Source organism: Sphingobium sp. TomTYG46, from assembly GCF_055396345.1.
In genome coordinates this window covers 477,496-496,629 of record NZ_AP027324.1, presented here as the reverse complement: position 1 = coordinate 496,629, position 19,134 = coordinate 477,496, and the positions used below count along the sequence as shown (strand labels likewise).

Sequence of the window (19,134 nt, the reverse complement as noted above, 5' to 3'; positions counted from 1 at the left end):
TCAGGCCGGAACCAGATGAACGGCCTTGGGCTTGGCGACCGGCAATCCGCTGGCCTTCGCTTGCGCCATCAGTTCCTGCTTGCGCATCATCATCCTGTCACGCAGCGCCACCAGATCCACTTCTGTCTTGCGGCACTGAGCGAACATGCCGTCAGACTGCCTTTCTTCTTCCTTCACATGATGCTTGATCTCTTCGGACAGCACCTTGACCTTGGCATCGTAGAAATCATCTTCCGGTGATCCGGCCTCGATATCATTCACCAGCACCTTCGCACCGTCATGCTCGACATAGGCTTCATCGAGCGTGTCGTCCTCGATCTTGCCACGAAAGGCGGGGTAGAAAATCTCCTCCTCGATCGTGGTGTGGATCTTCAACTCGATGCAAATCTGATGCGCGATTTCCTGCTTCCGGTTTGCGGCCCTCGCCTTTTCGAATTGCTCGAACAGGTCCTCGACCTTGCGGTGATCAGCTTTCAACAGGGCGATCGCATCGGTAAACTCAGCTTTGGCCATTTCCGTCCTCCTCACGAACACATATCGTCAAGAAGCGGCTGACAAGCCTCCGGGTTCCGTCCTGCTATCATTCATAGCCCAGATCAGTGCCGTGCGGCTTCGCATGACCACCGGCGCGAAGATAACGGCTGTCGATTTCGCGGATCAACTGCTCGGCATCCTTGCCACCGGCCATTTTCAGCAGTTCGTCTACCTTCACTTCCAACCGGTCGTCATTCTCCTTGGAGGCTGGCGAGCCGACATAGAGGAAATAGGCCAGGCCCACGACTTGCCAGATCAGCTGGAGAAATTCCGACTGCCAATTCTCGAACGTATCCCGGCCCATCTCGATGGCATAGGCCGCCAGTTCAGGCACCTGCCCGTGCGTCTTTGCGTCATCCACATAGGCCCACCAGCCAAACACCCAATGACCCACAATCGACACCAGGAAGAACAGGGCCGTGATCCAACCATAGGCGTAGCGCTTCATACCATCCTCCCTCATGTCGCTCCGGAAGGACAACGCAAAAGCATGTAGCCGGTTCAGCCAGTTAAAAACGCCGATTCCGATTGGCCCGGCGCGCTACACTCTCTATAGCCATGGTCCCATGATCCTCGTCATCGACAATTATGACAGCTTCACCTGGAATCTGGTCCACTACCTCATGGAACTGGGTGCAGAGGTGGAGGTCGTCCGCAACGACGCTATTTCGGCAGGGCAGGCCCTCTCCAGCGGCGCCAGCGCCTTCCTGCTTTCGCCCGGTCCCTGCACGCCCAATGAGGCTGGTGTCAGCCTTGATCTTGTCGCCGCCGCCGCAGACGCGGGCGCACCCCTGCTGGGCGTATGCCTCGGCCATCAGGCGATCGGCCAGCATTTCGGCGGGCAAGTCGTTCGGGGCGGCCTGATGCATGGCAAGACCTCCCCTGTCACTCATGACGGCACAGGGCTTTTCGCGGGCATCCCATCACCCTTCACCGCGACCCGCTATCATTCGCTCATCGTCGATAACATTCCGCAGAGCCTCGTCGTGAACGCGACCAGCGAGGACGGATCGGTCATGGCCTTCCGCCATCAAAGCCTTCCGATCCACTCGGTCCAGTTCCATCCCGAAAGCATCGCCACCGAATATGGGCATGAGATGCTGGCGAACTTCATGCGGATCGCCGGGATTCCGGTAAAGGAACGCGCAGCCGCCTGATTTCGGTTTCGCGGCGGAGCGAACGAGACACAGGGCTTCGCCGTGCCATGTGCGAAAGACTTTCCCGCACCCTCCCCTCGACTCCGGTGCGGCGTCGTGATTAAGGCAACGCGATGACCCGCCTGCCCGATCCCGCAACGCCGCTGAGCGCCACCGAGGCCGCCGCTGCCTTCGACCTGCTGTTCGACGGCGACCTGCCAGAGGCGGAAATCGCCGCCTTCCTCGTCACCATGGCCCAGCGCGGCGAGTCCGCGACGGAGATCGCCGCCGCCGCCCGCGCCATGCGGGCGCGCATGATCCCCATCGCCGCCCCCGCTGGCGCAATCGATGTCTGCGGCACAGGTGGAGATGGCCACCATACGCTTAACGTCTCGACCGCCGTCAGTCTCGTAGTAGCCGCCGCCGGAGTGCCCGTCGCCAAGCATGGCAACCGCGCCGCATCATCCAAGGCCGGGGCCGCCGACACGCTCGAAGCACTCGGCCTCGATCTTGATCGCGTCGCCGATACGGCGGAAGCAACGCTGGCCGATCTCGGCATCTGCTTCCTGTTCGCGCAGAAGCATCACCCCGCGCTCAAACGCTTCGGCCCGATCCGCAAGGCCATCGGCCAGCGCACCATCTTCAACCTGATGGGTCCGCTCGCCAATCCGGCAAGAGTGCGCCGTCAACTCGTCGGCATCGCCCGCCCGGCCTATGTTCCCATCTATGCCGAGGCGCTGGCGGAACTTGGCGTCGATCGCGCCATGATCGTTTCTGGTGATGAGGGCCTTGACGAACTGTCCCTCGCGGGCGGCAACGACGTCGCCGAAGTAACCGCGCAGGGCATCGTCGCCATGCGTCGCCTTTCCCCTGCCGACGCTGGACTGCCGACGCACCCGGTTGAGGCAATCCGTGGCGGCGACCCCGCGCATAATGCCGCCGCCCTACGCGCCCTCCTTCAGGGCGAATCCAGCGCATATCGCGACGCCGTGCTGCTGAACGCAGCCGCTGCCCTTGTCGTAGCGGATGCGGTTGCCGATCTGCGAGAAGGTGTCGAGGAAGCTGCCGAAACTATCGACCGCGGGCTTGCCAACGCGCTGCTCAATTGCTGGATTGCCTATAAATGACGAACAAGCTGATCGAAATCTGCGATACGAAGCGTGAGGAAGTGGCCCGCCGCAAGGCCGCCGTCACCGTCTCGACACTCCACGCCCGTGCAGCCGAACAGACACCTCCACGCGGCTTCCGCCAGGCACTGGACAGCGCCGCCCGCTCGGGCTTCGGCCTCATCGCGGAAATCAAAAAAGCCAGCCCCTCCAAGGGCCTGATCCGAGAAAATTTCGACCCGCCCGCCCATGCTCAAGCCTACGCCGCCGCTGGTGCCGCCTGCCTGTCGGTCTTGACAGACGAACCCTATTTCCAGGGCCATGACGACTATCTGATGGCCGCCCGTTCCGCCTGTGCCCTCCCCGTCCTGCGCAAGGATTTCATGGTCGATCCCTGGCAAGTCCTCGAAAGCCGCTCGCTCGGAGCCGACGCCATCCTCATCATCGCCGCCGCGCTGGACGACAATCAGATGGCGGAAATAGAGGATGCCGCACTTGGCCTTGGCATGGATGCGCTCGTCGAAGTGCACGACGCCCATGAACTGGAACGCGCGCTGAAGCTCCGCTCACGATTGATCGGCGTCAACAACCGCGACCTGCGAGACTTTAGCGTCGATTTCGCCCGCACCTACGAACTGGTCGGCCAGGCTCCGGAAGGCTGCACCTTCGTCGCTGAAAGCGGCCTTGGCAGCCACGCCGACCTGATCGCCATGTCCGAACATGGCGTACGATGCTTCCTGGTAGGCGAAAGCCTGATGCGCCAGTCCGATGTCGAAGCCGCCACCCGCGCGCTGCTGACCGGCGCATGAGCAAGCTCACCCATCTTGATGAGGATGGATCGGCCCATATGGTCGATGTTTCCGCCAAGGCCGTGACCGCCCGCGAAGCCATCGCCACCGGCCACATCGCCATGAGTGTCGAAGCCGCGGCCGCTATCGCGCAAGGACTGGTAAAGAAAGGCGATGTGCTGGCGGTAGCGCGAGTGGCAGGCATCATGGCGGCAAAGCGTACCTCTGATCTCATCCCGCTATGCCATCCCATCGCCCTGACCTCGGTAGCCATCGACTTCGATCTGGAAACAGAGGGCGTCACCGTCACCGCGACCAGCAGAAGCGCGGGTCAAACCGGCGTTGAGATGGAGGCGCTTACCGCCACCTCTGCGGCGCTGCTGACCATCTATGACATGGCGAAGGCGCTCGATAAGGGCATGATTATCGGTAATGTCCGGCTGCTCGCAAAGTCTGGCGGCAAGTCGGGCGACTGGCGCGCGCCATGAGTCTGCTCCCGGTCGCGGAGGCTCAGGCGCGCCTGCTTGCGCTGGGTAGCCGCTTACCGGAAGAGGATGCCCCGGTTTCCAACTGTGCAGGCCGATGGCTCGCACGGGACATCTTTGCTCTGCGCGATCAGCCTTGGGCAAATCTATCGGCGATGGATGGTTACGCCATTCGTGCGGCAGAATGGCCTGGTCCCTGGCGCCTAACCGCTGAAAGTACAGCAGGCGGCTCCCTCCCCTCCGCTTTGGCTCCGGGGGAATGCTGCCGCATCTTCACCGGCGCACCACTGCCGCCCGGTGCCGATACCGTCCTGATCCAGGAAGATGCGCAGCTGGACGGCCAGTTCGTGCACCCGCTCGGCTCTCCACTACCCACAGGACGAAACGTGCGCCCGGCGGCAAGCGACTTTGGCGCAAATCATCTATTGCTGCCTGCCGGTTCCGCACTGGGTCCCGCGCAGATTGCTCTTGCCGTTCTTGGGGGCCACGGAACCCTCCCGGTCGGCGGCCGTCCGCGCATCGCCCTGATCTCTACAGGCAATGAACTCGTCCCCCCCGGAGCGCCCACGCCCTCTGGCCGCTTGCCGTCCTCCAACGCGCCCATGCTTGCGGCCATGCTAGGTCAGGCAGGCGCGGAGGTGATCGACCTCGGCATCGTTCCCGACGATCTGGACGCAATGGTCCGATCGCTCAAAGAAGCTGCCGGGGCCGACGTCATCGTATCAACCGGGGGCGCCTCGGTCGGCGATCACGACTTGGTGAGGCCAGCTTTTCAGGCGGCAGGCGGCACTTTGGATTTCTGGAAGATTCGCATGCGCCCCGGCAAGCCGCTCATGGCGGGAAAGCTGGGTGACACCCTGTTCCTCGGTCTCCCCGGCAACCCCGTGTCCGCCTTTGTGACAGCAACGCTATTCCTGCTGCCCCTTGTGCGGCACATGGCCGGAGCCGCCAACCCGCTACCCCGTACGATGATCGCGGAACTCGCCGCCCCCCTCCCCGCGACAGGAGAGCGCGACGACTATCTTCGTGCCTACCTCACCGATGTCGGCTTGGTCTCCGTTACCTCGCAGGACAGCGCCGCGACCGCAGCCCTGGCTCAAGCGGGGTGCCTGATCCGTCGACCGGCCGACTCACCCCCAGCCGCCGTAGGCGACAAAGTAACCATCGTTCCGCTCTGACAATGAGAAAGGGGCCGCAATGCGGCCCCTCCCCGTGATCCAACCAAACGTAGATCAGCGCTGCTGCTTGCTGTGATCGCTCTTGTCCTTGCGGCTCTCGCCCATTTGACCTTGGCGATTTTCCTGCTGCTGCTGACGCCCGCCCTGGCTTGAGCGGTCACCACCTTGCTGGCGGCGCTGTTTGTCCTGATCGTTCTGGTTCGCCATCTTACTCTCCTATTCACCCTCTTTGGGAAGGCCGCTATTGAACGGCTGTGACGCAGGTCCGTTCCTTTCGTTACGCTTGGCGCAAGCCCGCTTGACTTGCCCCCTTACGTTTCCTATGTGTTCTCCATCCGTTCCATGGAGGATAAGTCGGCATGCTGACGCCCAAGCAACAGGAATTGCTCAGCTTCATTCAAACTCGGCTCGAGGAAGGCGGGGTTTCACCTTCGTTCGAGGAGATGAAGGAAGCGCTCGATCTGCGGTCGAAATCCGGGATTCACCGGTTGATTAATGCGCTGGAAGAACGCGGATTCATCCGTCGCCTGCCAAATCGGGCACGAGCACTGGAGGTTTTGAAACTTCCTGAAGCGATGCATCGCGCACCCAAGGTTGCAGCGACACCCAAGCCGCAACTGTCGGCCAAGGCCCCGGTCGCAGCCAACGACGTGATCGACATTCCCCTTCACGGTCGGATTGCCGCAGGCGTCCCCATAGAAGCCATGGAAGGACAGAACATGCTGTCGGTTCCTGCCGCTCTACTGGGTGCCGGTGATCATTATGCTCTTGAGGTTTCTGGCGATTCGATGATCGACGCGGGCATCCTCGACGGTGACTTCGCATTGATCCAGCGAACCGAAGTCGCGCGCGAGGGGCAAATCGTGGTCGCACTAATCGAGGATAGCGAGGCGACGCTGAAATATTATCATCGCCAGGGACCTAAGGTCAGGCTCGATCCGGCCAACAATGCTTATGAGCCGCAAATCTACGATTCGCAGCAGGTGCGCATTCAAGGAAAGCTGGCTGGTCTGCTGCGACGGTACAACTGATCGGATCGACGGCGCGACGGTAAATAGGGAGGCCGGGCGACCCACGGATGTGCGTCGCCCACTGTTTTGCCGGTTCGCACGGTTCCTCCATCAAGATCGATCGCCAGCCCGCCGGTATGTGCCAACAACCGCCGATCGGCTTTCATCCAGCGGGGCCGACACCATGACGGCAGGCGACGGTCAGCGATAACGATGTCGGCACGCGCGCAATCGCGTGCCAGGCCGTCCTTGGGCACGACAACCCCGCTTCTCGTCACCAATAGCTGCCATATGCGCCCTCCTCCGGTCAGGGCCACCATGCATAAGTCCATGGAACAACGCGCTTCGGGCAAGTCTGCAAGAGCGCCCAGCGGACCTCCATGGCCTGCACTTTCTGCGATCATATCGCGGACATAATCTCCTGCCCGCTCACGCAGAATAGCCATGCCGCCGTCCTGCCCGCGAACGGCCACATGGCGCCCATCCGCTGTCACCAGAATGTCGGGTGGCGAACTCATAATAATGATGGCCATCCCCAGCGCCACGGGGGCCAGTCCCATCCAGCGCCAAGCGCTTCGCCAAAGCAGGCACCAAAGGCCGCCCAGCACGATGATCCCGAAAATCGCGTTAGACACGGCAGGCGCGGTGACGATCGCCCAAGGACTTGCCGCTACCCCATGCGCGATCAGCAGCAGCAGATCGAGCGCGCGGCCCGTCAACCACCAGGCAGGAGCCCCAAGACCGACAACATCCAGCAGCAAAGCCAATGCTTCCAGCGGCATGACGACAAAGGTCGTCAGGGGGATAGCCACCAGGTTTGCAAAAGCGCCTATCATCCCGGCCTTGTGAAAGTGGAACAAAGCGATCGGCGCCAGAGCCATTTCCACCGCAAAGCCGGAGAGGAGCAGGACGGCAAGGTGGCGACCCAGTCGCCGAAGTGCTGACTCCTCACGGGATCCCGCGAATGCCCGAAAGCGGTGATGTTCGCCCAAGGCAACAATAGCGATAACTGCGGCGAAACTCATCTGGAAGCTTGGCCCCGCCAGCGCCTCTGGCCATGCCAACAGAACCACCAATGCCCCGGCGGCTATCAGCCGCAAGGTGATGGCTTCGCGGCCAAGCGCAAGCCCGCCCAGCACCAGCAGTGCCGCGACGCAGGATCGAACCGTCGGCACTTCCGCGCCCGTCAGCAAAGTATATCCCAGGCCCGCCAGCGCGCCACCGGCCGCAGCGATCAGCATCAATGGCCAATCCAATGCCGCACGTCGGCTGAGTGCCATGATCCGCATCAGCAGAAAAATGACCGCACCGATTAGGGCGGTGACGTGCAGCCCGCTGATCGAGAGCAGATGGGCAAGGCCGCTGCGGCGCATCGCGTCGGCGTCCGCCTCGCTGATGGCGCCCTGATCCCCCGTCGCCAGCGCTGCGGCTATGCCCGCGCCCTCCCCATTCGCATTCTTCAATATGTGCGCGAAAAGACGATTGCGCAGAGGCGGCGCCTCCGTTGAGGGGCGTAGCACGACGATAGGCTTAAGCGCGCGTCCCGTTGCCCCGATCCCCTGAAAATAAGCGCGACGCGAAAAATCATAGCTGCCGGGCAGGCTCGCTTCGGCAGGAGGCATCAACCGGGCGCGAAAGCGAATGATGGCACCTTTGCCAACCCCTTCGGGTAGGTCGGCGGCGGCTATGTTCACCCTGATCAGCGAAGGCAGCGCAGGCATGTTGATAGGATGGATCGATACGCGACTCATCTGCTGCGCAGGCACCGTATCGGCCGACCTGACTTCGCCAGTCACTTCTACAAATGCGGCACGGGGCAATGGCGCCGTGCCGACAATCAGGGCTTTCCCCCATATCAACAGGCAACCTGACGCCGCGAGCAGACCGCCCAATATAATCGCATGGCGTATCCGGCCGCCCTCCGGCAGCATCAATCCGCCGCTCGCGATCGCAATCGCGCAACAGAAAAAAGACAACCATGTCAGCTGGTTAGGTAGAAAGAACCAAGCCGCTATGCCCAATCCAAGGCCCACCGGCACCCAAAGCGCGAGCTGCTCGCGCTCAGCCTCCAATGCCTGTTCGAGGCGCGCGAAAAGCTGATGGCCGCTGCGCCTTATTATCGGGGCAACGGACGTTTGTCGTGGCTCAAAAGCCATGCTAGGGGGCGTCGCGTTCATGAATGAGCAAGGCGGATGTCGAGGAATAAAGCGGTGAGTGCAACGGGTTTGAACAAGCAGGTGGTAACCCGTTTCGCGCCATCGCCCACGGGATTTCTTCATATCGGCGGCGCGCGCACCGCGTTGTTCAACTGGTTATTCGCCCGACACCATGGCGGCAAGTTCCTGTTGCGTATCGAAGATACCGATCGCGCCCGTTCGACAGAGGATGCTGTCACAGCGATCTTCGACGGCCTTGAATGGCTCGGCCTTGCAGGCGACGAGCCCGCCGTCTTTCAGTTTGAGCAATCGCAGCGGCACGCAGAGGTCGCTAATCAGTTGCTCGCGGCTGGCCATGCCTATCGCTGCTATGCGCCCCCCGAAGAACTGGCTGAACTGCGCGAACAGCAGCGCGCCGCAAAGCAGCCAATGCGTTATGATGGCCGCTGGCGGGACCGTGATCCTTCAGAAGCTCCGGCCGATGCTCCGTTCGTCATTCGGCTCAAGGCGCCACGCGAAGGCGAGACGGTCATCGACGATGCGGTCCAGGGCCGGGTCGTTGTGCAGAATGCGGAACTGGATGACATGATCCTGCTCCGCTCTGACGGGACGCCAACCTATATGCTCGCCGTCGTGGTCGATGATAACGACATGGGCGTCACACATGTGATCCGCGGCGACGACCATCTGAACAATGCGTTTCGCCAGCTCGGCATTATTAAGGCGATGGGCTGGGAAGAACCGGTATATGCCCATATTCCCTTGATCCACGGATCGGACGGCGCGAAGCTATCGAAACGGCATGGCGCGCTGGGTGTCGATGCCTATCGCGACGAGATGGGCATGCTGCCCGAAGCCGTGCTCAATTATCTTCTGCGTCTCGGCTGGGGCTATGGCGATGAAGAAACCATCTCCCGAGATCGCGCGATCGAACTGTTCGACATAAGCGGCGTCGGCCGATCGCCCTCCCGCTTCGACATCAAGAAGCTTGAAAATCTCAACGCATTCTACCTGCGTGAGGCCGATGATCAGCGCCTGGCGGAACTGGTCCTGCCGCGCGTGGCGCAACGGCTCGGCACGACCTCGTCGGTCGAGGCGATGGCGCTTCTCACGCAAGCCATGCCTTCGCTCAAGCCACGCGCGAAGACACTTAACGAGATTGCCGAAGGCGCCGAGTTCCTGTTCAAGGCAGGCCCGCTGGATTTTGACGACAAGGCAATTGCTCTGCTAGACGACTCGGCGCGCGAGCTGCTTGGGAAGACCGCCGACGCTCTTGATTCCGTTCCCTCCTGGACGGTCGAAGCGATCGAGGAAGCGATCCGCCGCGTGGCAGAGGAAGTCGGATTGGGGTTGGGCAAAGTGGCTCAACCGCTACGCGCGGCGCTAACCGGTCGCACGGTTTCGCCGGGGATATTTGATGTCCTTTTCCTTCTTGGAAAAGACAGGAGCTTGGAGCGGCTCGCGGATGCCAGGCAGGCATCGCGCGCTGTTGGCAAATAAGGAGAACGAGATGTCGGACAATAATGCCACTTTGACAGTCGGCGGCGATACCAAGGACTACGGTATCCTGAGCGGTTCCGTCGGCCCCAAGGTCATCGACGTTCGCAAGCTCTACGCCAACACCGGCATGTTCACTTATGATCCGGGCTTCACCTCGACCGCCAGCTGCGATTCGGGCCTGACCTATATCGATGGTGACGCCGGCATCCTGCTCCATCGGGGCTACCCCATCGATCAGCTGGCAGAACAATCCAGCTTCATGGAAGTCAGCTACCTCCTGCTGAATGGCGAACTGCCTTCGAAGGCGGATTTGGAGGACTTCACCCGCACAATCACCCGTCACACCATGGTGCACGAACAGCTCACCACCTTCTATCGTGGCTTCCGCCGCGACGCGCACCCCATGGCGATCATGTGCGGCGTGGTGGGTGCGCTGTCCGCATTCTACCATGACTCGACGGACATTAATGATCCGGAACAGCGTAAGATCGCGAGCCACCGCCTGATCGCCAAGATGCCTACAATCGCGGCCATGGCGTACAAATATTCGGTGGGACAGCCTTTCGTGTATCCCCGCAACGACCTCAGCTACACCGCCAATTTCCTGCGGATGACCTTCTCGGTCCCCGCCGAGGAATATGAACCCGATCCGGTCATCGTGGACGCGATGGACAAGATCTTCATCCTGCATGCTGACCACGAGCAGAACGCATCGACATCGACCGTCCGTCTCGCTGGCTCGTCGGGCGCCAATCCCTTCGCCTGCATCGCTGCTGGCATCGCTTGCCTCTGGGGTCCTGCCCATGGCGGCGCGAACGAAGCCGCTCTCAATATGCTGCGCGAGATCGGCACTGTGGACCGCATTCCGGAATATATCGCCCGCGCCAAGAACAAGGATGATCCGTTCCGCCTGATGGGCTTTGGCCATCGCGTGTACAAGAACTACGATCCGCGCGCGACCGTCATGCAGAAGACGGCAAAGGACGTCCTGGCAAAGCTCGGCGTCAACGATCCCGTCTTTGACGTCGCCAAGGAACTGGAGCAGATCGCGCTCAACGATCCCTACTTCATCGAAAAGAAGCTCTACCCGAACGTGGACTTCTATTCGGGCGTGATCCTGTCGGCGATCGGCTTCCCGACCGAGATGTTCACGGTGCTCTTCGCCCTTGCCCGCACGGTTGGCTGGGTCGCGCAGTGGAATGAAATGATTTCGGACCCAGCGCAGAAGATTGGTCGTCCGCGCCAGCTCTACACCGGCCCGGCAGAGCGCGACTATGTCCCGGTTAGCCAGCGCTAATCGCGGTCAACCGATAAAAAAGGCGGCGCCAAATCGGCGCCGTTTTTTATTCTAGAGTCTTTCCGATGTTGAATGAATCGTTGGGGATTTCCAGACGGTTGGAAGTGTGATTCAAGGTGGCCACTGGTGAGGAGGCCAGCATGGATGAGGCCATTATCACAGGATTTGCGGGTTCGGTTTTGTCGGGCTCTGGATCGAGGCATGTCGGCGCGGGGGGCTGCGCGGTTGCTGGAGGTGAGCCCGGCCACGGGGGTTCGCTGGGCGCAGTCATGGCGAACGCGCGGGTCTGTTGAGCCGGGCAAGGTCGGCGGTCACATGCTCCCGTTGCTGGCGCGTGAGCGCGAGTGGTTGCTTGCGCGGATCGAGCAGAAGAAGGACCTGACGCTGCACGAGTTGCTGGCCCAGCTGCGTGAAGAGCGTGGTGTGGTGGTCTGCTGCGACACGCTGTGGCGGTTCATGGGCCGCTTGGGCAAGACGTTTAAAAAAAGACGCTCTTCGCCAAGGAACAGGACCGGCCCGACGTCATCCGACGCCGCAACCGCTGGCGCTGGGTCCAGCGCTGGGTAGATCCCAAGCGCATGGTCTTCATCGACGAGACCTGGGCGAAGACCAACATGACCCGCACCCATGGCTGGCATCACCGGGGCGAGCCGCTGATCGACAAGGTGCCGCATGGCCACTGGAAGACGCTGACCTTCATCGCTGGCCTCAGGCATGATGGCATCGTGGCCCCTTGCGTCCTCGATGGCCCGATAAACGGCGAGAGCTTCACCGCGTGGGTCGAGCAGTTCCTGATCCCCGCGCTGGAACCCGGCAGCATCATCGTGGTCGACAATCTCGGCAGCCACAAAGGCAGCCGCGTGCGCAAATTGCTCAAGGCGGCGGGCATCAGGCTGTTCTTCCTGCCGCCCTACTCGCCCGACCTGAACCCCATCGAGGAGATGTTCTCCAAGCTCAAGCGTCTGCTCCGCAAGGCCAACGAACGCACCGTCGAGGCAACATGGCGACGCATCGGAAAACTGCTCGACCACTTCCCGCCCGCAGAATGCGCCAATTACATCCGTGGAGCCGGATATGCCTCAATCTAAGTCAGAAAGACTCTAGCTGCTCGCCGGTAGCGCCAGCGTAAATCGCGCACCCCCGCCAGGGGCATCGCCAATCTGAATGTCTCCACCCATGGCAAGCGCAAGTCGGCGGGAGATATAGAGGCCAAGACCGCTACCGCCAGGATCACTCCGGCCGAGCCGTTCGAACTTTTGGAAGATGCGCTCTCGACTATCTTCCGGGACACCTGCTCCTTGATCCATGACAGCGATCCAGGCTCGTCCGTCATCAACGCCAGTCTCTATCCGCACTTCGCTATCCTCAGGCGCGTAGCGCACAGCGTTGCCGACGAGGTTCATCAGGATTTGCAGTGCGCGCCGGAATTCACCCGTCGCAACGGTCTTATGTTTCGATTCTGGTGGGAAAAGCTTAATCTTGCGGCTCATCGCCTTGACCACAAACAGCCCAGCGGCCCGTCGCCCGATATCGGCCAGGTCCACATCCTCGGTCGCAACGGTGAAGTCCAACCTGTCGATCGCCTGCAAGTCCGCCAGATCATCGATCAGCGCCATCAAATGACGTCCCGCAGCCGCGATGTCGGAAGCATAACCCGCATAGTCCGGGCGCAGCGGCCCATCGAACTGCGCGTTGATCGAATCCGCATTGGCGATGATCCGGCCCAATGGCTGGCGCAGGGAACGATCGAGGCGCCGTCCGAACTCTGCCGGATATATGACGACCGCGGGCGCAGGCGGCACATGAGGAGCCAGAATGGCTCGATCCAATGGAAATGCCTTGCCCCGATAGCCAAGTAACTGCCCCGCCAAATCGAACATCGGGAACCCCGAAAGCCGGAAGCATTGCTCAGGTTCGGCAATCAAGGTTGCGATCTGGTCACGGAAGGCGCGACGCTGCGCAAATCCGCGCAGAATGCCCAGGTCACCCTCTTCATCAGGCCGCAGTTCGAAATAGCTGGTCAGACGGCTACCGGGTATCGGAGGCTGCTGAGGCAAGGCACTTTCCGGCCCTACCCCTTCCAACACCATCTGGAACCGCAGTTGCGTATCGATTTGCCAGGTCCACCCTTCTGCGACGGCCGCAATGTCTGCTTCACGGCGCATCATGTCGACGGGAGCAGCAGTCGCTGGCCGCTCATTCCATTCGATCACCGATATCTGCACGCCGTCGGCTTCAGGCTTAGCCCGCACCCACATGTCGATGTCACCGCGATCCGCCGCCGCCGTAACCGTTCGTGAAACGGTAACAGAAAGCCGCGACGCAAGCCGCGCCAGCGCTGCCAATTGTGGAATAGCCAGCACCGCGCCAAGATCGGAGCCCGCCTCACGCTGCAAGGCCAGCAAAGGCGCATCCGCGCTCAACAGCAATCCATTCGCCGCTACAGTCGCGCGGATAATGGCAGGATGCACCGGCATATTCATCAGACAGTGATCCGCCGCAGATGATCGATTTTCGCACGCAGTGCCCGAGGCGCGCGTAATGCGTTCACCAAACCGTCCGCCTGCGCCTCTGTCAACGCCTGATACCGTTCCGCCTCTACGATGATTGCAGCGTCCGTGAGCGAGGGCCGGACAGGCCGCAATGCCATCAGCAGATGACGATAGTCGGCATCCGATCCCCCTAACGATCGGCAAAGCGCCGCCAATTCAGGGACCGGTCCCATCACCAATATGTCGGCCACATGCGCGCTATCCATGCGCAATCGCCGAGCCGCCAGGGACGCAAATAGCAGGAACCGCCGCTGGCCCAGAGCAGCGCCCAGCAATTCGGGCATGTCTGCACGTTCACCCAGGCGGCGCACCAACCTGTCTGCCGCTGCGATCGGGCTGCGACTCTCGTCATGTTCAGCCAATAAAGCCCACCCAGCTTTTTCGACCGCAGGAAGGATTTCTCCAGCATCCAACAACGACGTCCGCTGAACCACAGCCATCAGGCACGCGGCAGCGGTCCATAGGAGTTCCGCATAATGTTCGGCAGGAATGTCCGGCTGCATCGGCTCGTCTTCCCCGCCCAACGTCAGCCAACGTCCCTCCGCCATGGCAAGGGCGGCAAGCGCTTCAGTCACGGCTGGATCATCGGTGGGAAAGATGATCTCTGCTTCTGTCTCGTCCAATCGATCGTCTGGCTGGCCAAATTGCCTCAGCAATAGTGTAACGCCAGCACGCATCTGCATGTGAGAGAGCAACGCCGGGCTTAGCAGTGTTGGCTGAGCACAAATGGTCGGCCAGCAAATCGCTTCCGACTGTTGCGCCAGCAGGCTCGTCACGTCTGGCCGTTCAAGCGCGAATCGCAGGGCATGCTCGATACCAGCGACGCAGCCGCCCAGATGGCGCCGCGTTTCAGCCATCAGCGCATCGTGACGTTCCCGCCCTTCATTGGGAAAGAAAAATGCCAGATCAATGGCATGACCCACGGGCACGGCGGACATGCCGGCCAGGACGGGGGCCGCAGGCCAACTGTCCGCCGCCGTTGGCCCGGTAAGGAACGAAAAGGCGCTCATGGCGGCCAACATAGCCGCACGTCCTTAAAATGCACTAAACCCTATGCGTGAAATGTATCAGGCGGGTTTGCGCAGGATGATCGCACCTGCGGATGCTATGGCGGCCAGCATTGCAACTTCAAAACCCATCATCGCCGCGCCCAGCGAAGTCGTCAGCAACAGAAGGATCACCGCGCTTGCAGGGGTGAAGATCATCCAGGCCCTCGCTCCCCCCGTCCTGTTCCAGCGGTCAGCAAATTGGATGATGGCAAGCAGCAGCGCGAGGCATGTCGCCAGCACGCTCCCTCCGGCGAGGGATATCCCGCCAACCGCGAAGAAGGGGACAACGAATGCGGTCCATCCTGCCGGTGGTGATCGGAGGGCCAGTTCATCCAGCCGATCCGCGATTTCCGCGAGCCCCAATGCTAGCAATAACAAAAGGAACCCCGTCGCGGGCCAAAGCAACTCTATCGGCACCAGGGCAATCGCGCCCAATGCCATGGCTGCGATACGCACTTGTGCCGCCGGGACTTGGGTGCGCATCAGGGTGGGACTGAACAATCGGGCGGCAGGGCAAAGAATATAATGTTCAGCCAAGCCGCGCATTCTCTTCGCCGACGAACCGGCCGACATCACCGCTTGAGCGACCAGATCGGCCTGCGCCTGCCCATCGACCAGTGCAACACGCCCCGTCAGTAGATCATCCTGTGGAACGGTGATGCGGCGAGCGCCATTTTGCACGGCCGCGCGCACGAGTGTCAGCGACAGGTCCCAGTCACCGATCATGTCGAGCGTGCCAAAAAGCAGGTCTGGACTGATCCGGGCCAGGCCAGCCCATCGCTGACCTGCATCGATCCGTTCCAGCGGAGCGCTGGCATGACTGTCGTCCGTTACCAAGAGGGCGTTGCCCTCGCGCTCGGCTATGGCGTCGAAATGAGCCTGCGCAATGACGACCCCGTCAGCGACCAGGACCACATCGGCATCGCGCGGCGCGTCCCGGACCATGGACACCATATCGCGAACCAGGGCGACCGAAATCCCGTCGGCACTCAACCTGTCCACAGCCTGTGAGAGGGCGGGCGTGATGATACTCACGAGTATCATGATGCGATCTGCCCCAGCCCGGGCAGCCTGCCGCGCCTGATATTCGACCAGCGTCTGCCCCGCAAAATGCAGGCTGGCGCGAAGGGCCGCCGAAGAATCGCTGGACGCCCGGCTGGCGCTGAGAATGGCCGCAAAAGTCATGCTGAGATGGAACTGACCCGTTCTTGTGTGAACCTGCCTTTTCGCAAGGCTGCCGCCATCACGCAAGCATGCTGCGATTCAGCTTTGTTGAAGCCGGTCGATAGCCATTCGCAATTGACGAAGAATGCGTGGATCGCCCCTTACACAATCCGCTGCTTCATCAGCCAGTGCCATGAGGTGCGTAAGGCCAAAACTCGCCGCCAATCCCTTCAGCCGCCATGATGCCACTTCCCAATTCGCGTCGGACTGAGCATTGCGGAGGAGGTCCAGCTGGCGTTCGGCACTTTCCATGAAGGCCACCCGAAGGTCCGCGATCAGCGTGAAATCTTCGCCGACAGCGGCAGCAAGAGCAGCATTCAGGGCGCCAGGATCGTATGACATGGGCCGAACGCTATCGGGCTTGCGTTAAGTTTTGGTAACAGGGCATTTTGTTGCGCTGAAAAGATGATAGGATGGGGTCATGACCGGGGGCAGCACCATCGTCGAATTCTGGCGAGACAAAAGCATCGCGACTTCTGACGAGTCGCGAAAGGACGACACACTGCTGTTGGAGCAGGTCGTCGATGACAGCGATGAAGACGGCGAGGCAGAGGAGCGCGGCGATCCTTTCAGCCGCCGGACGCAGGCCATGTTCGGCTTCGCAGCTCTGCTGTGGCTGGGCTTTGCAGGATGGGCGACAGTCTCGACGAAACAATGGCAGGCAGGCCCTGCCGCCTGGCCTGGGCTGATCACGACCATATTGCTGCCGGTCGTGGGCCTCGGCGTCTGCTATCTGCTGCTTGCTCGCACCAGCCGCGCCGAGTCGCGCCGCTATCTCGACACTGCGCGCGCGCTACATGCGGAGGCGGAGCAGTTGGAAGCCCGACTCAGCCGCATTAACCGTCAGCTAGCTACCGCCCGCGAGGCCATGCAGGACCAGGCCGAATTGCTCGACAGCTATGGCGCGGCCGCCAGCAGCAATATGGAGGCCTCTGCCGAACTGATAGCCAGTCGCGCCCACAGCACGACCGAAAAGGCGGAAGCTGCCGAACGCGCAGGAGCAGCCCTCGTCACGCGCATGGATGCCCTGATCGCTGCCATGCCGGAACTGGAGGATCGGGCCGGTCGCATGGCAGCGCAGATCATCGATAACGGCCATGCGCTGGCGGAACGGATCGACACGCTGGAGGCTCGGCTTCACGCTCTTGGCGAACTGTCCGACGACGCCCGTGCGCGGACACTGACCGCCACGAAGAGCCTGTCGAGCCAACTCACCCAGTTGCAAGAGGCTACCCGTTCCGCGACCGAGGAAGTGAACGGCATGGCGGACATAGCGGCTGGGCGGATCGACGCCACAGCGCAAAGCGCCCGTCTGACGATGCAGGAAGGGGCAGCTGAACTGGATCGGCAGGCGAGCACCCTCGCCAGCCTGCTGGAACGCGCACGCGCTGGCATAACTAACAGCGCCGAAGCGACGATCGAATTGCTCACGCAGAACCTTGACCGAGTTGAAGGTGACGTGCGGCAGCGCCTTGAAACGACTGTGGCGCATGCGCAGCAGAGCATGGCGGCGGCCGATCGTGATCTGACGGCGCAAGCTGAGGCCCTCCGCACGCTCGTTGAAACAGCGCAGGCGGGCATTGCCACGACGAGCCAGAGCGCCCTTGCTGCCCTGTCACATGACTCTGAACAGATCGAAGCTCAGCTTCGTGAACGCACTGAAGCCGCCTTCGCCCGCGCGAAAGATAGCGTAACCTTCACTGAGCAAGGCCTCGCGCGGCAAGCTGAGGCTCTCGACGCGCTGGTGACGCGCTCACGCGGCGATATCCAGAGCATCGGCGACGAAACCGTCTCCGCCATTTCCGACCACATGAGCGAGGTCGAAAGCCGCCTCCATCAGATCAATGATCTGGTCGAAGGACAACGCGCGCTTGTGTCCGGTCTGCATGACACGCTTGGCGAGGCCATCGAAAGCACGCAGTCGCGATTTGCCGCGCTGGAAGAAAGCGCCTTGTCCCGCAACGATCGGCTTACCGATGCACTTTCCCGCCTCACCGTTGAAACACAGCGGATCGATAACGCCCTCGCTGCCGGTGGGGTTACGGCGGAAAAGCTGATCAGCTGTGCGGAAACCCTACTTGTCGCTCTTGATTCGAGCGTCCGGGAACTGGACGAAACCTTCCCCGCTGCATTGCAGCGCTTCGACACGCGCATTTCCACGAGCCGCGAACTGCTTGATAGCGCGGCACCGGAAATGGAACGGCTGGAGGCCATTTCCGAAGCGCTGGTCGGCCGCACCCAAGAGGCTGAAGAACTGCTGCGCGGTCAGGGCCGCCGCCTTACCGAATGGCTGGAAAGCACGCAAAGCGGCGTCGAGGCGAACCGCGAACTGGTTGAGAAGCTGCGCACCGCACTCGATCACGCTCATCAGGACGCGACGCGGATCACCGAAGGCGCTGGCCCATTGCTGGTGACCGCATTGTTGCGCGTCAAGGATACCGCCGATCAAGCCGCCGAGGGTGCACGTCAGGCACTAGGCCGCGCCATCCCGGACGCCGCGCAGTCGCTTGCCGAAGCCAGCGAGGCCGCCCTTCAGCAGGCAGTCGATGACAAGGTAACGGCCCAGATCGAAAAGCTCGCTCAGGTCGCGGAGGAGGCTGTTCGCGCTGCGCATCAGGCGTCCGATCGCCTTACGCGGCAGCTGCTGACAATTGCCGACACAAGTGCGAGCGTTCAATCCCGGATCGAGGAAGCGGAACGGGCCGCCGAAGACCGCGATCGCGACCATTTTGCGCGCCGATCGGCCCTGCTGATCGAATCACTCAACAGCACCTCGATCGATGTCGCCAAAATTCTGTCGAACGACGTCACCGACTCCGCCTGGGCCTCCTATCTCAAAGGCGATCGCGGCGTTTTCACCCGCCGGGCGGTCAAGTTGCTGGACGCAGGCGAATCGCGTGAGATCGCCCTGCACTATGACAACGATGCCGAGTTCCAGGAGCATGTGAACCGCTACATTCACGACTTCGAATCCATGCTGCGGATCATTCTTTCCGCGCGCGACGGCAATGCGCTTGGGGTCGCGGTGCTTTCGTCCGACATGGGCAAGCTTTATGTCGCACTTGCTCAGGCTATCGAGCGGCTCCGTCAGTAAATTTCACGCACCACGACAGCCACTG

18 protein-coding genes are annotated in these 19,134 nt (G+C 61.6%); 10 read left to right on the top strand and 8 right to left on the bottom strand.

Annotated features, from left to right (window positions below):
• Both ACZ5YV_RS02585 and ACZ5YV_RS02580 read right to left on the bottom strand, forming a co-directional pair.
• Positions 1-513 carry a hemerythrin domain-containing protein gene (locus tag ACZ5YV_RS02585; RefSeq protein ID WP_464788447.1) on the bottom strand — a complete coding sequence of 171 codons (513 nt, stop codon included), beginning with the start codon at positions 511-513 and terminating at the stop codon, positions 1-3.
• A 67-nt stretch (positions 514-580) separates the two neighbouring features.
• Positions 581-982 carry a DUF6766 family protein gene (locus ACZ5YV_RS02580; RefSeq protein ID WP_464788446.1) on the bottom strand — a complete coding sequence of 134 codons (402 nt, stop codon included), beginning with the start codon at positions 980-982 and terminating at the stop codon, positions 581-583.
• Between the two features lie 118 nt (positions 983-1,100).
• Between ACZ5YV_RS02580 and ACZ5YV_RS02575 the strand changes: the two genes are divergently transcribed.
• From ACZ5YV_RS02575 to ACZ5YV_RS02555, 5 genes are all read left to right on the top strand, one after another.
• Positions 1,101-1,691: an anthranilate synthase component II gene (locus tag ACZ5YV_RS02575; RefSeq protein WP_464779943.1), complete on the top strand. Its 591-nt coding sequence runs from the start codon at positions 1,101-1,103 to the stop codon at positions 1,689-1,691.
• Between the two features lie 113 nt (positions 1,692-1,804).
• Complete coding sequence (gene trpD, locus ACZ5YV_RS02570; protein ID WP_464788445.1) at positions 1,805-2,797, top strand: anthranilate phosphoribosyltransferase; 993 nt, start codon at positions 1,805-1,807, stop codon at positions 2,795-2,797.
• Positions 2,794-3,585 (top strand): indole-3-glycerol phosphate synthase TrpC, encoded by a 792-nt coding sequence (gene trpC / locus ACZ5YV_RS02565; protein WP_464788444.1) that lies wholly within the window; start codon positions 2,794-2,796, stop codon positions 3,583-3,585. Before trpD ends, trpC begins: the two co-directional genes overlap by 4 nt.
• Positions 3,582-4,052, top strand: a complete 471-nt coding sequence (moaC, locus tag ACZ5YV_RS02560) for a cyclic pyranopterin monophosphate synthase MoaC (protein WP_464788443.1) — start codon at positions 3,582-3,584, stop codon at positions 4,050-4,052. Before trpC ends, moaC begins: the two co-directional genes overlap by 4 nt.
• Positions 4,049-5,227, top strand: a complete 1,179-nt coding sequence (locus ACZ5YV_RS02555) for a molybdopterin molybdotransferase MoeA (RefSeq protein ID WP_464788442.1) — start codon at positions 4,049-4,051, stop codon at positions 5,225-5,227. The genes moaC and ACZ5YV_RS02555 overlap by 4 nt, the downstream gene beginning before the upstream one ends.
• A gap of 54 nt (positions 5,228-5,281) precedes the next feature.
• On the opposite strand, the gene ACZ5YV_RS02550 is transcribed toward ACZ5YV_RS02555, so the two are convergent.
• Positions 5,282-5,434, bottom strand: a complete 153-nt coding sequence (locus ACZ5YV_RS02550) for a hypothetical protein (RefSeq protein WP_196225777.1) — start codon at positions 5,432-5,434, stop codon at positions 5,282-5,284.
• A gap of 152 nt (positions 5,435-5,586) precedes the next feature.
• Between ACZ5YV_RS02550 and lexA the strand changes: the two genes are divergently transcribed.
• Complete coding sequence (gene lexA, locus ACZ5YV_RS02545) at positions 5,587-6,258, top strand: transcriptional repressor LexA (protein ID WP_464788441.1); 672 nt, start codon at positions 5,587-5,589, stop codon at positions 6,256-6,258.
• On the opposite strand, the gene ACZ5YV_RS02540 is transcribed toward lexA, so the two are convergent.
• On the bottom strand, positions 6,219-8,393 hold the full coding sequence (locus ACZ5YV_RS02540; RefSeq protein ID WP_464788440.1) for a ComEC/Rec2 family competence protein: 2,175 nt from the start codon (positions 8,391-8,393) through the stop codon (positions 6,219-6,221). The genes lexA and ACZ5YV_RS02540 overlap by 40 nt on opposite strands.
• A gap of 36 nt (positions 8,394-8,429) precedes the next feature.
• On the opposite strand from ACZ5YV_RS02540, the gene gltX reads away from it, so the two are divergent.
• The 3 genes from gltX (at position 8,430) to ACZ5YV_RS02525 (ending at position 12,278) form a co-directional block, all read left to right on the top strand.
• On the top strand, positions 8,430-9,893 hold the full coding sequence (gltX, locus tag ACZ5YV_RS02535) for a glutamate--tRNA ligase (RefSeq protein ID WP_464788439.1): 1,464 nt from the start codon (positions 8,430-8,432) through the stop codon (positions 9,891-9,893).
• A 10-nt stretch (positions 9,894-9,903) separates the two neighbouring features.
• Positions 9,904-11,190, top strand: coding sequence for a citrate synthase (locus tag ACZ5YV_RS02530; RefSeq protein WP_449471612.1), 1,287 nt, complete (start codon positions 9,904-9,906; stop codon positions 11,188-11,190).
• Positions 11,191-11,334: 144 nt separating this feature from the next.
• Positions 11,335-12,278, top strand: a protein-coding gene (locus ACZ5YV_RS02525) for an IS630 family transposase (RefSeq protein ID WP_464786945.1) whose coding sequence is annotated in 2 segments (ribosomal slippage) — positions 11,335-11,670 and positions 11,673-12,278 — 942 coding nt in all. Because the reading frame shifts where the segments join, the coding sequence is not laid out codon by codon here.
• 12 nt (positions 12,279-12,290) lie between these two features.
• Here the strand turns inward: ACZ5YV_RS02525 and ACZ5YV_RS02520 are convergent.
• The 4 genes from ACZ5YV_RS02520 to ACZ5YV_RS02505 form a co-directional block, all read right to left on the bottom strand.
• A complete protein-coding gene (locus ACZ5YV_RS02520; RefSeq protein ID WP_464788438.1) occupies positions 12,291-13,673 on the bottom strand; it encodes a sensor histidine kinase in 1,383 nt (460 codons plus the stop codon).
• The gene (locus ACZ5YV_RS02515) at positions 13,673-14,752 is read right to left on the bottom strand and encodes a DUF2336 domain-containing protein (RefSeq protein ID WP_464788437.1); all 1,080 of its coding nucleotides are present in this window, start codon (positions 14,750-14,752) and stop codon (positions 13,673-13,675) included. Before ACZ5YV_RS02515 ends, ACZ5YV_RS02520 begins: the two co-directional genes overlap by 1 nt.
• A 57-nt stretch (positions 14,753-14,809) precedes the next feature.
• Positions 14,810-15,976, bottom strand: a complete 1,167-nt coding sequence (locus ACZ5YV_RS02510; protein ID WP_464788436.1) for a hypothetical protein — start codon at positions 15,974-15,976, stop codon at positions 14,810-14,812.
• Positions 15,977-16,054: 78 nt separating this feature from the next.
• Positions 16,055-16,357 (bottom strand): Hpt domain-containing protein, encoded by a 303-nt coding sequence (locus ACZ5YV_RS02505; protein ID WP_464788435.1) that lies wholly within the window; start codon positions 16,355-16,357, stop codon positions 16,055-16,057.
• A gap of 79 nt (positions 16,358-16,436) precedes the next feature.
• Here ACZ5YV_RS02505 and ACZ5YV_RS02500 point away from each other — a divergent pair, with 79 nt between their 5' ends.
• The gene (locus ACZ5YV_RS02500) at positions 16,437-19,109 is read left to right on the top strand and encodes a coiled-coil domain-containing protein (protein WP_464788434.1); all 2,673 of its coding nucleotides are present in this window, start codon (positions 16,437-16,439) and stop codon (positions 19,107-19,109) included.
• Positions 19,110-19,134 lie beyond the last annotated feature (25 nt).

Coding starts and splice junctions, on each gene's coding strand:
- ACZ5YV_RS02585 (WP_464788447.1), bottom strand. CDS start 513: ATGGCCAAAGCTGAGTTTACCGATGCGATCGCCCTGTTGAAAGCTGAT.
- ACZ5YV_RS02580 (WP_464788446.1), bottom strand. CDS start 982: ATGAAGCGCTACGCCTATGGTTGGATCACGGCCCTGTTCTTCCTGGTG.
- ACZ5YV_RS02575 (WP_464779943.1), top strand. CDS start 1,101: ATGATCCTCGTCATCGACAATTATGACAGCTTCACCTGGAATCTGGTC.
- trpD (WP_464788445.1), top strand. CDS start 1,805: ATGACCCGCCTGCCCGATCCCGCAACGCCGCTGAGCGCCACCGAGGCC.
- trpC (WP_464788444.1), top strand. CDS start 2,794: ATGACGAACAAGCTGATCGAAATCTGCGATACGAAGCGTGAGGAAGTG.
- moaC (WP_464788443.1), top strand. CDS start 3,582: ATGAGCAAGCTCACCCATCTTGATGAGGATGGATCGGCCCATATGGTC.
- ACZ5YV_RS02555 (WP_464788442.1), top strand. CDS start 4,049: ATGAGTCTGCTCCCGGTCGCGGAGGCTCAGGCGCGCCTGCTTGCGCTG.
- ACZ5YV_RS02550 (WP_196225777.1), bottom strand. CDS start 5,434: ATGGCGAACCAGAACGATCAGGACAAACAGCGCCGCCAGCAAGGTGGT.
- lexA (WP_464788441.1), top strand. CDS start 5,587: ATGCTGACGCCCAAGCAACAGGAATTGCTCAGCTTCATTCAAACTCGG.
- ACZ5YV_RS02540 (WP_464788440.1), bottom strand. CDS start 8,393: ATGGCTTTTGAGCCACGACAAACGTCCGTTGCCCCGATAATAAGGCGC.
- gltX (WP_464788439.1), top strand. CDS start 8,430: ATGTCGAGGAATAAAGCGGTGAGTGCAACGGGTTTGAACAAGCAGGTG.
- ACZ5YV_RS02530 (WP_449471612.1), top strand. CDS start 9,904: ATGTCGGACAATAATGCCACTTTGACAGTCGGCGGCGATACCAAGGAC.
- ACZ5YV_RS02520 (WP_464788438.1), bottom strand. CDS start 13,673: ATGAATATGCCGGTGCATCCTGCCATTATCCGCGCGACTGTAGCGGCG.
- ACZ5YV_RS02515 (WP_464788437.1), bottom strand. CDS start 14,752: ATGAGCGCCTTTTCGTTCCTTACCGGGCCAACGGCGGCGGACAGTTGG.
- ACZ5YV_RS02510 (WP_464788436.1), bottom strand. CDS start 15,976: ATGACTTTTGCGGCCATTCTCAGCGCCAGCCGGGCGTCCAGCGATTCT.
- ACZ5YV_RS02505 (WP_464788435.1), bottom strand. CDS start 16,357: ATGTCATACGATCCTGGCGCCCTGAATGCTGCTCTTGCTGCCGCTGTC.
- ACZ5YV_RS02500 (WP_464788434.1), top strand. CDS start 16,437: ATGACCGGGGGCAGCACCATCGTCGAATTCTGGCGAGACAAAAGCATC.